The organism is Nonomuraea sp. MG754425, from assembly GCF_021699195.1.
Lineage (GTDB): Bacteria > Actinomycetota > Actinomycetes > Streptosporangiales > Streptosporangiaceae > Nonomuraea.
Genome location: NZ_SSXE01000251.1, coordinates 1 through 12690 on the forward strand (window position 1 = coordinate 1; position 12690 = coordinate 12690).

A 12690-nucleotide genomic window follows, 5' to 3' on the forward strand; every position below is an offset into this window, starting at 1 on the left:
AACCCACACCCCCGCCGCGCCAGGCACCCGGAGGAGTGACCGTCAGAGCCAGGCCCAGTCGGCGTCCGTCACCGCGGCCAGTTCCACGCTGCCCGGCCTCGCGAACGGATCGGAGAGCCGGGCGAGCGCCCCTCCGATCGGAGGGAACAACGTCAGCTCCCCGGCCCGCCGGTAGTCGATCCACCGCACGTGGCCGATCTCGTAGCGGCCACCGGCCACTTCGTCGAACTCGTGCCGTGCCAGCCCGCGGCGGACGTCCGGGCTGACGTGCAGGCGGTAGACCAGGTGGAGCTTGCGCGGTGACGGCGTCGTCCCCGGGCGCGTCACCCGCACGTCCATCACCCACAGCAGCTCCGGCTCCGTTCCTGCGCCGGGCGCGAGGGCGAGCTCCTCTTCCAGCTCCCTGGTGAGGGCGGCCTCGAACGGCTCGCCCGCGTGGACGTTCCCGCCGATCGTGGTGAACAGGTGCCTGCCGCCTGGACGGTCCCGGCGCAGGAACGCCACCTCGTCACCGCAGAACACCACGGCGCTGACGCGGACCTTGATCGTGCCGAACGGGGGATCGGGGGCGGCGGGTCGGTCGTCGCTCACGGGCGGGCCTCCCCGGCGTGGTGTCATGGGGAGGCCCACCCTATCCGTGTCCGGTCGTCAGGGGAGTTCGTCGAGGAAGGTTCGGGTTTCGGTGAGGAAGCGGTTGTGGGCCTCCAGTTGGGCCCAGTGGCCGCAGTCGGGGACGGTGACGAGACGGGCGTGCGGGAGGCGGGCGGCGGCGCGGCGTGAGCCCTCGGGATCGACGATGGGGTCGTCGGCGCCGTGGAAGATCAGCGTGGGCACGCCGATCTCGTGCACGCGGCCGGTGAGGTCGTTGAGCATGCCGTGCCGTCCGAGGGTGGCCTGGTTGTAGCGGGCGTAGCCGAGACCGGCACGGGGTTTGCGGGCCTCGCGGACGAACTCGGCGACGACCTCGGGCGGGAGGGTGGCCGGGTCCTTGACGATGGCCCGGATGGCGGCGCCGGAGAATCGGTTGGCCAGGCGGGTGGCGGGCAGCAGCACCCGGTCGGGGGCCTGCGCCGCGACCCAGGCGCCGAAGTGCGCGGCGCGGTTGCGGAAGATCGGTACGAGCCCTCCCGGCGCGACGAGGACGAGCCCCGCGACCCGCTGCGGGTGGTGCAGGGCGAGGTTGAGCGCGACGTCCCCGCCCATGGAGACGCCGGCCACCACGGCCCGCGTGATGCCGAGCGCGGCCATGGCGTCGGCGACGACGGCGGCGAGTTCGCGCGGGCCGCCGGCGGGTGCGACGTCACCGCTGCCGCCGAATCCGGGCAGGTCGGGGGCCCACACCTCGCGCCCGGCCGACAGCGGCTCGATGAGCCGGTACCAGGAGATGGCCGCGTTGTCCGTGCCGCCCCCGTGGATGAGCACCAGCGGGACGGGCTCCTGCGGGTGGCCGGCGTGCAGGACGCGCAGGCGGCCGGCGGCGGTGGTGAGGTGGCGTTCGGACGCGCCCGGCGGGACGAGGGAGGCCATCACTGCTCCCGTTCCGCGATCAGCGCCTCGGCGAAGGTGACGTAGGCGCGTTTGCCCGCGGTGGTGTCGGCGATGCCGGTGTCGGCGGCGCGGGCCATCAGCTCGCCCATGCCGAGGATGAGCGCGTCCGTCTCGGTGGGGGCCGCCCGCCTGGCGAGGGCCTGGTTCCACAGGGTGAGATTCGCGGCGAGGACGCCCGCGTCCAGGTCCGCCGTGACGATGCCCGCCGCTTGGAGGACGCGGATGAACTCGGCCCCGAGCAGCTCGCGTGCCCGGACGCGTCCGTCGTCGTGCGCCAGGCCGCGCAGCGGGGCGGGTTCCTGGTACAGGCGCAGCAGGGCCGGGCGCCCGTGCAGCGCGGTCACCGCGTGGACGTACAGGCGTGAGAACGAGCCGCCGCCGGGGTCGGCCAGCACGAGTTCGATCGAGTGGCGGGTCGCCAGCACGAGCTCGCGGTCCACGACGGCCCGCAGCAACTCGTCCTTGTCGGTGAAGCGCAGGTAGAGCACGCCTTTGGCGACCCCGGCGCGGGCGGCGACCGCGTCCATCCGCACGCCGCCGAAGCCCTGTTCGGCGATGAGCCGGGCGGCGGCGTCGAGGATGACGTTCGTGTCGACGCTGGGACGGACCACCATCAACCCCCTAAATGACTGAAATCTCCATTTCGGTCATTTAGCGTAGCAGCAGGTGGTCCGTCACTCGGCGACGAGGGCGAGGGTGAAGCCGTCGCAGCCCTTGGAGCCGACCGTCCGGACGAAGGCGGCGGGAGCGCGCTGACGCCGCGTGCGCTCGCCGTCTCACGAGGCCGGCACCGCTCTGCCGCCCGCCGAGGCGCACCGAACGTCTCACCATGCGAGCGCAGGGTTGATCATCAGGCAGATCCTCCCTAGGGTCCAGGGCCAACCAGACCGTCTCCTGCTGGAGGACTGTTGAAGATCCGTGTTCTGAGCGCCGCGCTGGCCGTCGCGACATTGAGTGGACTGCTGGTGGCAACCCCGGCGCAGGCGAGGGACGGAGTGTCTTCCGGCCGCACGAGTCGCCCGAGCGGCGGCAACGGGTACGCCAAGGTGACCGTCGACTTCGTCAGCCGGACGAAGGTCGTCTTTCGGAGTTTCCTGGTGCGCGACCTCTGTCCCGGTGACAATCTTCCGGTGAAGGCCCGGATCGTATACAAATACACCACCGGAAGCTGGCGCACACTCCCCTGGAAGAAGGACACCAACGGCTGCGCCGACAAGGGCACCAACTTCGGAAACGTCACCCTCTCCCGCTCCCGGTCCATCTCGGCGGTCACCCTGGAGCTGTGCGTCTACAACAACAAGTCTGACATTCACTGCGTCAACACCACGACTCGCTACAATCAGTACGTACACCCGGGCCGCTGACGCTCAGGCAGGTCACAGCACGTTCCCGATCGGCCCGGGCATGCCGGGGACGGGCTGGGGCACGGCAGGTTCCCTTTCGAGGCTGAAGTGACAGGGAAAGGGAACCGGTGTGATCGGGCCTTCGTCGTACAGGCATGACGGAACCGCATCTCACCTGCCCCCTGTGCCAGGGCATCCAGTTCCAGCGCTCGATCGGCCGGATCAACAGCAAGTGGGGGATGAACTCCCGCCCGGTCATCCTGCTGATCTGCATGCGGTGCCGCCACGTGCTGCCGTTCTGGGACACGAACTCGATCTTCGACCTGAGCAACCTCTCCGAGGTCTAGTGCAGGAGGGGCACGCGCGGATCCACGAAACGGGCGAACCGCGGCTCGACGGACACGGTCACCGTGGCGCGGGGCCCGTCACGGTGCTTGGCCACGATCAGGTCCGCCTCGCCGGCCCGCGTCGAGTCGGGGTCGTAGGCGTCCTCCCGGTGGACCATGACGACGAGGTCGGCGATGTGGCCCACCGCGTCGGAGTAGCGCAGGTCGGTCAGCGGCCCCGGGCGGCGGTCGATCCGGCACTCGGGGTTGCGGTTGAGCTGCGCGCCGACCACCACCGGCATCTCCAGTTGCATCGCCAGTTCCTTGAGCGCGCGGGCCGCCTCCGTCACCAGCCGGTCCCCCGGCTCCCCCGGCCGCGTCGAGCGGATGTCGTGCAGCCCGTCCACCACCATCAGGCGCACGTCCTCGACGGCGGCCAGGTCGGCGGCGCGGGCCGACAGGTCCACGACCGTCCAGTCCGTCGGCGTGACGATGAACAGCGGCGCTCCGGCGGCCTCCGTCATGCGGCGGGTGACGCGGGCCCACTCGTCGTCGTCGAGCGTCCCGGCGCGCAGCCGGTCGAGCGGCACCCGCGTCTCGGCGGACACCAGCCGGAGGATCAGCTCGTGGTGCGGCGACTGGTAGCCGGCCAGCATCGTGGGCGTGCGGTGCCGGATCGCGGCGTTCCGGCACAGGTCCATGAGCAGGGTCGAGGTGCCCATCGACGGGCGGGAGGCCACGACGGTGAGCGTGCCGGGCGCGAGACCGCCGCCGAGCAGGGCGTCGAGCTCCTCGAATCCGAAGGGAACGCCGGATCCGTCGGCGCGCCGCGTCCCGATCGTGTCGGTGGCGGAGCGGACCAGGTCGGCCAGAGGGATCGCATCCTCACGCGGATCGTATAAGGCGCCGCCTTCGAAGGTGGGGGTGCAGTCGGTCATGCGTCTCTCTATCGGTGAGCCGTCGGAAACAGGTCGTGGCGCAACTCGGACGCGATCGGGCGGACCCTCGGGCTGGGACGACGGACGAACGCACTGATATCGCACCATCGCACCCTAACATCCACCTTGACAGAAAGTCATGAGTGATCGCTAATTTCGCTTGCTAAACGCGGGCCCGGCTGCTTCCGGCGGTCTTTAGACAGTAGCTTCGCACCGGGGCGCGGTTTTAGGAATTTCGTATGATGTTTGCGCCGCGCTTGCTCACAAGAGCACAAGCCGCCGTTATTGGCACTGTCCTACATCACCGATCCGAGTTCGATGTCAGCTCCGGCCATGGATAACCAGCCCCGGTCCGTGCATCGAACGGAAGGCCGGGTCCGCGCCCGCGTTTGCTCGTTATTGGGCCCCGGGACGCCCCCGGAACCAACGGCCAGGGTGCCGCCGAGCGGGCCCCGGGCGGCCACCCGGCCCGTGCGAGCACAGGCTCGAATCCGCTGCCGTCCAGGATCGACCCCGCGCACAGCCCCCGCCTGACGCCGGCGAACCGCCCGGCCGCCTGGGTGGACGAACTCACCGGCGTCGACCGCGTGGGTGGCCGCACACCACCCGAGCCCCGCGCACCACCCGAGCCCGCGCACCACCCGGGCCCCGCGCTGCTCCGGCGCGCTCGATCATGGCCGGGGCCTCGGCGACGGCGACCACGCGGCCCTGCGCGAGCGGGCCCGCGCAGGGCCGCGGCGGCGCCGCCGTCACGTGACGTGCGGTTCGGGCGCCTCGGCGAGCGACAGGCTGTTGCCGTCCGGGTCGAGGACCTCCACGTGGCGCACGCCGTTGCCGTAGGTCTCCACGGGCTCGTGCCCGATGCCGTGCGCGGCCAGCCTGGCGAGGATGTCGTCCAGGCCGGTGACGCCCAACGTGATCATGGTGCCGCCCACCCGCGCGGCCCGCACGTCACGGTCGTCGATGACGACCCACGCGTTCGCACCGACCTGCCACAGATCCTCCTCGCCGATGACCTCGTCCGCCGGGCGGCCGAAGAACACCTCGAACCATTTCCGCGCTGCCGCCCGGTCGCGCACGCACACCACGCTGTACAGGTCCACCTGATCCGCTCCTCTCCGTCGGTTCGCCGGTGATGAGACCGTCCTCGCGACCGGAACTCATCGGCGCCGGCACAGGGGCGCGCTTCCCGCGCTCCGCGAAGCCGGACCGCATTACCGAATAGCCGGGACACCGCTTATCCGATTTCCACTGCCACCCCGGGATCTCGGCGCGGCCGTCGGAGAAATCGAGTTCCCGACTCATTGCCGGCCGCCGCCGGATTCGCGATATCACTCATGACGATCATGACATTCCCCCAGGTGAAGTCATGACGCCGTGTCACTGGCGTTGTCACGGAGCGGGCAAAATACTGGGGCAGACGCCGCTGTCCCGACCCCGGAGAACCCCACATGCCCGAGCACCGACCGCCCGGCGGCGGTGGACGCCGATGAGCAGCCCGGCACCGGACGCCGAGCCGGCCCGGCAACAGCTCCGCAAGCTCAACCTCACCATGTTCCTGCCGCTGCTCGTCGTCGCCGGCGCGGTGGTGGTGGCGACGGACGCCCGCACCTGGTGGGACGCGCTCGTGCTCAGCGCGGGCGTGGTGGCGGCGATGGTGGCGTTCGTCCGGTGGGCGGCGGGCGACGTCCTGCGGGTCGCGCTCCCCTGCCTGCTCGTCTGCGGGGCCGTGTGGCCGTTCTCCGTCCTGGTGATCGGCGGCGGCGCGGCGTACTACGGCCTGTCCTTCGTGAGCTGCCTCGTCGTCCCCCAGTTGCCGAGGCACCGGGGCGCGGCGGCGGTCGCGCTGACCGCCTACGTCGCGGCGGTGGGCGCGGCGCGGCTGCTGGTCACGGACGAGAGCGTCACCGGCGTGCTGTTCCGGTTCGTGCTCATTCCCGCGGGCATCACCGCGGCGCTGATCGCGCTCAGGTTCCCGAACAAGCGGTTCTACGACGTCGTCGCGGAGCTGGAGGAGGCGCGGGAGCGGGAGGCGGAGCTGGCCGTCATCCGCGAACGCGTCCGGTTCGCCAGTGACCTGCACGACATCCAGGGCCACACCCTGCACGTGGTGAAGCTGAAGACGGCGCTCGCCCAGAAGCTCGTGGACAGCGACACCGAGCGCGCCAAACAGGAGCTGCGGGAGATCCACGCCCTGGTCAGCGACACCATCACGCAGACCAAGGAGCTCGCCTACGCGCAGCGGCGGCTCAACCTCTCCGCCGAGCTGGAGAACGCGCGCAACCTCTTCGAGGCCGCGGGCATCGACGTGCGCGTCACCCGCGAGGCGGACGTCGCCCCGGGCGCGAGCGAGCTGCTGGGCCAGGTGCTGCGCGAGACCACGACCAACATCCTGCGCCACGCCCAGGCGACGCGCGTGCGGATCACGCTGACGGAGTCGAGCATCACCGTCGTCAACGACGGCGCCCCGCCGGGGCCGCTGCCGGAGCTGCGCGGGCTGGCCGCCCTCGAACAGCGCGTCACCGCCGACGGCGGCGAGCTGACGGTCGAGCAGGACGACGGACGGTTCGTCACGGCCGCGCAACTCCCGCGGCAGCGTCCGGCGGCCGGGAACCCCGCTGACCGGTGAGCTCCGCGCGGGTCCTACTCGTCGGGACGCCGCTGCTGCTGGGACGGCCCGGAACGTACTTCGTCGCGCATCGCCCTGATCATCCGCAGGATCCGCTCCCTGAGCTCCGCCGGTGGCCGCTCCCCGCCGCCGTGCCGGGCGACCAGCTTCTTGACCGTCTCCACGATCGTGTACTCGCCCAGGCAGCCGGCGCACTCCTCCAGATGCTCGCGGACCTCGGCCGACTCCTCCTCGCCGAGTTCGTGGTCGAGGAAGAGGAACAGGCGCGCGAGGATGGCCTGGCAGTCCCCCGCATGGTCGGGCTCCCGCGCCACGCCGGCGGGTGGTGCGAGCCCGTCGTCCTCCCTGCGGGCGAGCGCCCTGAGCAGCCGGGGCCAGCAGCCGCCGGAGCGATCGTCACGTTGTTCCCGCGGGCGGAGCGGCGGGCGTGGCTCGTCCTGCCGCGCGATCGCGGAGACGAGGCGCGCGCCGAACCCGCCGTCAGGTGACATCGGCGCCCGCCTCCTCGACCGCCGGCGCCGTCCGGGCGGGCTCCGGCTCGATCGCGGCCACGAACAGCCGCGCCACCTTCTCGACGACCAGCGGCGCGGCCACCCCGAGACCCAGCGCCGCGAACGCGCCCTGGATCTGGCCGCTCTGGGAGCCGGCCGCGGCGAGTGCGGCGCCGATGCCGACCCGGATGACCACGGAGGTGACGTACGCCGACAGCCCCTGGGGAATCGGCCGGCGCCATGACCAGGACCGCGCCCGCCGGATGCGGGCGTGCAGTTCGAGACCCTCGACGCACAACCCGCCGACCATGCCCCACAACGCGGCGGCCCATAAGGGGAACATGCCTCGACCGTAAACCAGACGGCGACGTGCGCGCATCGCCCGGCGGGCCCCCGTTCGACGCGCCGCCACGCCGGGGGCGCGGCCGGGGATGCGCTGTGGCAGGCCGCCGGGTGGTGAGAGGATCGCCTCGTGTCGCGAGATGTCCGCCGCCTGCTGATCGTCCACCACACCCCCTCCCCCGTGCTGCGCGAGCTCTTCGAGGCGGTACGGCGGGGCGCCGCCACCGACGAGGTCGAAGGGGTGGAGGTGGTCGCCCGCGCGGCGCTGCGCGCCACCGCCGTGGACGTGTTCGAGGCCGACGGCGTCATCCTGGGCACCCCGGCCAACATCGGCTACATGAGCGGGGCGCTCAAGCACTTCTTCGACACGATCTACTACCCGTGCCTGGAGGACACCCAGCGGCTGCCGTACGCGCTCTACGTGCACGGCAACAACGACACGGCCGGCGCGGTCCGGGCGGTGGAGTCGATCGCGACGGGGCTCGGCTGGGAGCGGGCGCACCTGCCGGTGACGGTGATCGGCGCGCCCGTCCAGGACGACCTGTCGGCCTGCTGGGAGCTGGGTGCCACGATCGCCGCGACGATCAGCCCCGGGTGACCCCGCGACCGCGCGGTCGGGCCGCGTGCCGTCCCGTCCGGCTGCGGGTGATCAGGCCCTGTCCCTACCGGCGCGCGCCGAGCCGGTCCTGACCGGTGGCGGCGCGGGCGTCCTGGACGACCCGCTCCGACGGCGCCTGCTGGCCGCCGAACAGCGTCTGCCTCGCCCTGACCAGCCGTTCGTGGGGCTCGCGCCCGTAGCCGGTGCCCAGGGTGGTGTAGTCGAGCTGGGTGGCGAGCAGGTCGCGCAGGTAGCCCGTGTTCGGCTCGAAGGTGACCGGCGGCGGCGACTCGGGCGCGCACACCTGCTCCGGGTCGCGGCCGTCGTGCCGCCGGAACAGCTCGGCCGCGATCCGCAGGTGCTCCAGCTCCATGCCGAGGTGCAGCTCCCAGACGGCCCGCACCCGCGGGTCGGGCTCGGTCTCAGCGAACGAGTGGTACAGGTGGCACTCGTTGTACTCGTGGGTGAGCAACCGCTCCCACCAGCTCTCGCCGGGGTCCACGAGCGACTCGTAGTGGGTCAGGTGCCCCTCCTGGACGAGGCCGATCTCCTGGAAGAGTTGCCGGGCGAGCGGCTCGGCGAAGGCGGGGCCCACGGTCATGGAGAGGTTCATGGCGTGCTGCTCGGCCGACAGGACCGTCAGCACGTGCAGCTTGCTGACCGGGGCGGCCCGCTCGCGGTCGTAGGGCTGGCGCACGTTGTCCAGGGGATCGCGGTGCTGCAGGTGCGGGGGGCGGCCGGGCCTGATCTCGATCAGATCGCCGACGATCTTCCCGGCGTCGCGGTGCTCGATCAGCTCGTACAGGCCGGCCAGGCGGTAGAGGTGGTCGAAGTGCTCCAGCGCGCCGAACTGGTAGCCCTGCTTCAGGTACGGGTCCGGCTCCATGCGGGCCGCCCACGCCGTCAGGTCCACGGCGGCCTGCTCGCAGGCGATCGTGGTCTCCAGGGCGGAGGCCACGCCGGGCAGCAGCCAGCCGACCGCCTCCCGCTGCTGCGCCTCGATGTAGCGGACCCGGGCGAGCCGCTGCGTGGTCTCCAGGTCGGGGCAGTGGCGGGCGAGCCGGTGACTGAACCGGATCGCCTCGGCCTCGATCCCGCTCATCGTGATGATCCGGCACCGCGTGTACGGGTCGGCGTGGTCGGGGTCGATCGGCGTGACGTTCAGCGCCCGCAGGTTGCGCGGCTGCTCGTCCAGCGGGATGCCACGCTCACGCAGTGGATCGAAGGTCATGTGCGTGCGCTCCTTCGCGCTCGTCCGCGGCGGGCGCGCTGCCCGCCCCCTCCGAGGCTTCCCGGCCCGGTCTCGGCGCGCCCTCCGCCGAACCTCCAGACTTGGCAATGAGCCCGGCCGGGGCCGGGGGGTAACGGTCTTACCTCCCTGCTGCCCCGCGGGCGCGCATACCCTGAGGTCATGGGCCATCTTGACCACCGCGCCGAGGTCCGCGAGTTCCTCAGCTCGCGGCGGGCGCGCATCACGCCGGAGCAGGCCGGGTTGCCCGCCTACGGCGGCCACCGGCGCGTCCAGGGGCTGCGGCGCGAGGAGGTGGCGCTGCTCGCCGGCGTCTCCGTCGACTACTACGTGCGCATGGAGCGGGGGAACCTGTCGGGCGCCTCGGACAGCGTGCTCGCCTCCCTGGCCCGCGCGCTGCGGCTGGACGAGGCCGAACGCGACCACCTGTTCTCGCTGGCCCGCGCCGCCGGCCCGGCCGCCCGCCGCCGTCCCGCCCCGCCGGCCGGGGTGCGGCCGGGCACCCGTCAGGTGCTGGACGCCATCACCGACGCGCCCGCCTGGGTGCGCAACGCCTGCCACGACATCGTCGCGATGAACCGCCTGGCCCGCGCGCTCTACGCCCCCGTGCTGGCCGATCCTCGCCGGCCGGCGAACACCACGCGGTTCGTCTACCTCGACCCGGCCGCCCGCGAGTTCTTCGTCGACTGGGACCGGATCGCCGGTGACGCCGCCGCCATGCTGCGGCTGGAGGCCGGGCGCGACCCGTACGACCGGGGGCTGATCGAGCTGGTCGGCGAGTTGTCCACGCGTAGCGAGGTCTTCCGGCGGCGCTGGGCCTCCCACGACGTGAAGTTCCACCGCAGCGGGCGCAAGCGGCTGCGTCACCCGGTGGTCGGGCAGCTCGACCTGGACTTCGCCTCGATGGAGCTGCCGTCCGAGCCGGGGCTGACCCTCAACGTCTACACCGCCGCGCCCGGCAGCCCCGCCGCCGACGGCCTCAGGATGCTCGCGAGCTGGGCGGCCACCCAGGATCTGGCCCCCGATCAGGAGTCCGAGCCGAGCTGAGCGGCACGCCGGCCGATCTGCCGACGGCGGACCCGCGCCAGGTGCGCCGTTCATCCTGCGCCGACCGGCCGCCGGCAGGCCCGGCTACGAGCGTCGACCACGGAGGGCCTCATGCGAGCGACACTGATCTACGGCGCCGGCGACGTACGCGTGGAGAACGTGCCCGACCCGGTGCTGCGCGACGAACGACCGGACCGCGCTGAAGGTCCTCGTCCGGCCCTGACCGGGGGCCGCGAGGGAGTCCTCACCGAGGGCTCCCTGCGGGCAGGGACGTCGAGGCCGGCTCACCCGGCCGCACGGGAGCCGCGGTGACCGGGCCGGCAAGCTCCTCGCCGCCGGGGCGAGCCCGCGCCAGACGACGGGCGTGCCGGACGTGCCCCAGGGCGCACCCCGCCACCGCCACGGCCACGAGCTCTGCCAGCCGGACGAGGTCGTCGCTCGCGAAGGCCAGCTCACCACGGGTGTGGACGAGGAAACCCGTCACGAAGCACCAGCTCATCAGGCCGGTGAGCGGCGCGGCCAGGTAATGTCGCGCCCACGCGCCGAACAGCGCCACCGCCACCCCCACCAGCCCGACCCGTGCCACGGGCTCGGGGAAGGTCACGGCGGCCACGCAGCAGGCGGCCGCCGCGCAGCCGAACCCGGCCGGGAGCAGAATTTCCCAGGAATGCGCACGCATCCACCGGCCCCCTTTCCTTGGAAAACACTCCCAGACAAGCCCGTCCGGGGCAGTCTCGGGTGCTTTTCCCTGGAATTCGTACGCGCGTTGACTGAGTTCTTACGCGGCGGCCGTCAAGGGGCCGTCAATATCGTCGGCAACGGCGGTCCGGGCGTCGTGGAGCGGGGGCGCCGGGGAGGCCGCGGGCGTCGTGCCTTTCCCACGATACGTCGGGGAAATCAATCCGGCGACCCCGGGCAGGACGGCATTCTGTGTCAATGTCGCGTCAGCTTCCCCGGGACCGGCGTAGGGAAAACGTAGCGGTCATCCGTATTTCCGCCGGACGGGTCTAGCGTCCTGGGTGAACCACCTTTTCTGGAGGAATCCCATGGCAACACCCCTGCACCACGCCCCGTGCCGCGACGACGACGGCGTGCTGCCCCTCCTCCCGCACGACCCGTGGCCGTCGAGCGCGCGCCCGCAGCCGGACGGCGACCTGCTCGTGGGCGGCGTGTCGCTGGCCGGGATCGCCCGGCGCTTCGGCACCCCCGCCTACGTTCTCGACGAGGACGACGTGCGGCGGCGCTGCCGCGCCTTCACCGCCGCCCTGCCCGGCGGCCGGGTCGCCTACGCGGGCAAGGCGTTCCTGTGCCGGGCGATGGCCGACTGGGTCCGGACGGAGGGCCTCGACCTGGACGTGTGCTCGGGCGGGGAGCTAGCCATCGCCCGCTCCGTCGGCTTCCCCGGCGAGCGGATCGTCTTCCACGGCAACGCCAAGACCCCGCAGGAGCTGCGGGAGGCCGTCGAGTACGGCGTCGGCCGCATCGTGATCGACAACCTGGCGGAGATCGCCCGGCTGGCCATGCTGACGCCGCCGGGCCGCCGGCAGGGGGTGCTGCTGCGGGTCGTCCCGGACGTCGACGCGGGCGCGCATCCGGCCGTGCGCACCGGCGGCGAGGACCAGAAGTTCGGCCTGTCGCTCGCCTCGGGAGACGCGGCCATGGCCGTCGCCAGGATCCTCGGGCAGCCGGAGCTGCGGCTGCTGGGGCTGCACTGCCACATCGGCTCCCAGATCACCGAGGTGGAGCCGTACGAGCGGGCGGCCCGCGTCATGGTGACCCAGCTCGCCCGGATCCGCGACACCCACGGCGTGGTGCTGCCCGAGCTGGACCTCGGGGGCGGCTTCGGCATCGCCTACCTGGAGGGCGACGCCGCGCTCGACCCGCGCCGCCTCGGCCCGGCCCTGCGCCGGACGGTCGAGGAGCGCTGCGCGGGCCTGGGCCTGCCCGTCCCCCGGCCGGCGATCGAGCCCGGCCGGGCGATCGCGGGGCCCGCCGGGGTGACCGTGTACCGGGTGATCGCGGTCAAGCGCACCCTCACCCGGACGTTCGTGTCCGTGGACGGCGGGATGAGCGACAATCCCCGCCCGTCGCTGTACCAGGCCGCCTACACGATCCGGGCCGTCGGCCGCCGCCACGCCCCCGCCACCCGCCGGGTCACCCTGGCGGGGCACCACTGCGA

Annotated in this window: 15 protein-coding genes; 6 read left to right on the forward strand and 9 right to left on the reverse strand. The window is 72.5% G+C overall.

Features of this window, described 5'->3' with window-relative positions; genetic code table 11:
• Nucleotides 1-42 precede the first annotated feature (42 nt).
• From FAF44_RS47860 to FAF44_RS47870, 3 genes are read right to left on the reverse strand one after another with little or no spacing between them, the layout of a single operon-like run.
• Nucleotides 43-591 carry an NUDIX hydrolase gene (locus tag FAF44_RS47860; RefSeq protein ID WP_237110117.1) on the reverse strand — a complete coding sequence of 183 codons (549 nt, stop codon included), beginning with the start codon at nt 589-591 and terminating at the stop codon, nt 43-45.
• Nucleotides 592-648: 57 nt separating this feature from the next.
• Entirely contained in the window at nt 649-1527 is an 879-nt protein-coding gene (locus tag FAF44_RS47865; RefSeq protein WP_237110118.1) for an alpha/beta hydrolase, read from the reverse strand.
• Nucleotides 1527-2162: a TetR/AcrR family transcriptional regulator gene (locus FAF44_RS47870; protein WP_237110119.1), complete on the reverse strand. Its 636-nt coding sequence runs from the start codon at nt 2160-2162 to the stop codon at nt 1527-1529. The genes FAF44_RS47865 and FAF44_RS47870 overlap by 1 nt, the downstream gene beginning before the upstream one ends.
• 294 nt (nt 2163-2456) lie before the next feature.
• On the opposite strand from FAF44_RS47870, the gene FAF44_RS47875 reads away from it, so the two are divergent.
• Nucleotides 2457-2912 (forward strand): hypothetical protein, encoded by a 456-nt coding sequence (locus FAF44_RS47875; protein WP_237110120.1) that lies wholly within the window; start codon nt 2457-2459, stop codon nt 2910-2912.
• 134 nt (nt 2913-3046) lie between these two features.
• Entirely contained in the window at nt 3047-3238 is a 192-nt protein-coding gene (locus FAF44_RS47880; RefSeq protein ID WP_237110121.1) for a hypothetical protein, read from the forward strand.
• Here FAF44_RS47880 and FAF44_RS47885 read toward each other — a convergent pair.
• Both FAF44_RS47885 and FAF44_RS47890 read right to left on the reverse strand, forming a co-directional pair.
• The gene (locus tag FAF44_RS47885; RefSeq protein WP_237110122.1) at nt 3235-4155 is read right to left on the reverse strand and encodes a DnaB-like helicase C-terminal domain-containing protein; all 921 of its coding nucleotides are present in this window, start codon (nt 4153-4155) and stop codon (nt 3235-3237) included. The genes FAF44_RS47880 and FAF44_RS47885 overlap by 4 nt on opposite strands.
• Before the next feature lie 749 nt (nt 4156-4904).
• Entirely contained in the window at nt 4905-5258 is a 354-nt protein-coding gene (locus FAF44_RS47890) for a VOC family protein (protein WP_237110123.1), read from the reverse strand.
• 386 nt (nt 5259-5644) lie between these two features.
• On the opposite strand from FAF44_RS47890, the gene FAF44_RS47895 reads away from it, so the two are divergent.
• A complete protein-coding gene (locus FAF44_RS47895) occupies nt 5645-6784 on the forward strand; it encodes a sensor histidine kinase (RefSeq protein WP_237110124.1) in 1140 nt (379 codons plus the stop codon).
• Nucleotides 6785-6798: 14 nt separating this feature from the next.
• Here FAF44_RS47895 and rsrA read toward each other — a convergent pair whose 3' ends face one another.
• Together rsrA and FAF44_RS47905 are read right to left on the reverse strand one after the other, a co-directional pair.
• Nucleotides 6799-7275: a mycothiol system anti-sigma-R factor gene (rsrA, locus tag FAF44_RS47900; RefSeq protein WP_237110125.1), complete on the reverse strand. Its 477-nt coding sequence runs from the start codon at nt 7273-7275 to the stop codon at nt 6799-6801.
• Nucleotides 7265-7618, reverse strand: a complete 354-nt coding sequence (locus tag FAF44_RS47905) for a hypothetical protein (protein ID WP_237110126.1) — start codon at nt 7616-7618, stop codon at nt 7265-7267. The genes rsrA and FAF44_RS47905 overlap by 11 nt, the downstream gene beginning before the upstream one ends.
• 129 nt (nt 7619-7747) lie before the next feature.
• Here FAF44_RS47905 and FAF44_RS47910 point away from each other — a divergent pair, with 129 nt between their 5' ends.
• Nucleotides 7748-8215 (forward strand): flavodoxin family protein, encoded by a 468-nt coding sequence (locus FAF44_RS47910; RefSeq protein ID WP_237110127.1) that lies wholly within the window; start codon nt 7748-7750, stop codon nt 8213-8215.
• Between the two features lie 64 nt (nt 8216-8279).
• Here the strand turns inward: FAF44_RS47910 and FAF44_RS47915 are convergent, their stop codons facing one another.
• Nucleotides 8280-9446 (reverse strand): hypothetical protein, encoded by a 1167-nt coding sequence (locus FAF44_RS47915; protein ID WP_237110128.1) that lies wholly within the window; start codon nt 9444-9446, stop codon nt 8280-8282.
• A 180-nt stretch (nt 9447-9626) separates the two neighbouring features.
• Between FAF44_RS47915 and FAF44_RS47920 the strand changes: the two genes are divergently transcribed.
• Complete coding sequence (locus FAF44_RS47920; RefSeq protein ID WP_237110129.1) at nt 9627-10511, forward strand: helix-turn-helix domain-containing protein; 885 nt, start codon at nt 9627-9629, stop codon at nt 10509-10511.
• A gap of 244 nt (nt 10512-10755) precedes the next feature.
• Here the strand turns inward: FAF44_RS47920 and FAF44_RS47925 are convergent, their stop codons facing one another.
• Complete coding sequence (locus FAF44_RS47925; protein ID WP_237110130.1) at nt 10756-11190, reverse strand: hypothetical protein; 435 nt, start codon at nt 11188-11190, stop codon at nt 10756-10758.
• A 367-nt stretch (nt 11191-11557) separates the two neighbouring features.
• On the opposite strand from FAF44_RS47925, the gene lysA reads away from it, so the two are divergent.
• On the forward strand, nt 11558-12690 hold a 1133-nt coding region (gene lysA / locus FAF44_RS47930), incomplete at its 3' end, for a diaminopimelate decarboxylase (RefSeq protein ID WP_237110131.1).

Coding starts and splice junctions, on each gene's coding strand:
- FAF44_RS47865 (WP_237110118.1), bottom strand. CDS start 1,527: ATGGCCTCCCTCGTCCCGCCGGGCGCGTCCGAACGCCACCTCACCACC.
- FAF44_RS47870 (WP_237110119.1), bottom strand. CDS start 2,162: ATGGTGGTCCGTCCCAGCGTCGACACGAACGTCATCCTCGACGCCGCC.
- FAF44_RS47880 (WP_237110121.1), top strand. CDS start 3,047: ATGACGGAACCGCATCTCACCTGCCCCCTGTGCCAGGGCATCCAGTTC.
- FAF44_RS47885 (WP_237110122.1), bottom strand. CDS start 4,155: ATGACCGACTGCACCCCCACCTTCGAAGGCGGCGCCTTATACGATCCG.
- FAF44_RS47895 (WP_237110124.1), top strand. CDS start 5,645: ATGAGCAGCCCGGCACCGGACGCCGAGCCGGCCCGGCAACAGCTCCGC.
- rsrA (WP_237110125.1), bottom strand. CDS start 7,275: ATGTCACCTGACGGCGGGTTCGGCGCGCGCCTCGTCTCCGCGATCGCG.
- FAF44_RS47905 (WP_237110126.1), bottom strand. CDS start 7,618: ATGTTCCCCTTATGGGCCGCCGCGTTGTGGGGCATGGTCGGCGGGTTG.
- FAF44_RS47915 (WP_237110128.1), bottom strand. CDS start 9,446: ATGACCTTCGATCCACTGCGTGAGCGTGGCATCCCGCTGGACGAGCAG.
- FAF44_RS47920 (WP_237110129.1), top strand. CDS start 9,627: ATGGGCCATCTTGACCACCGCGCCGAGGTCCGCGAGTTCCTCAGCTCG.
- FAF44_RS47925 (WP_237110130.1), bottom strand. CDS start 11,190: ATGCGTGCGCATTCCTGGGAAATTCTGCTCCCGGCCGGGTTCGGCTGC.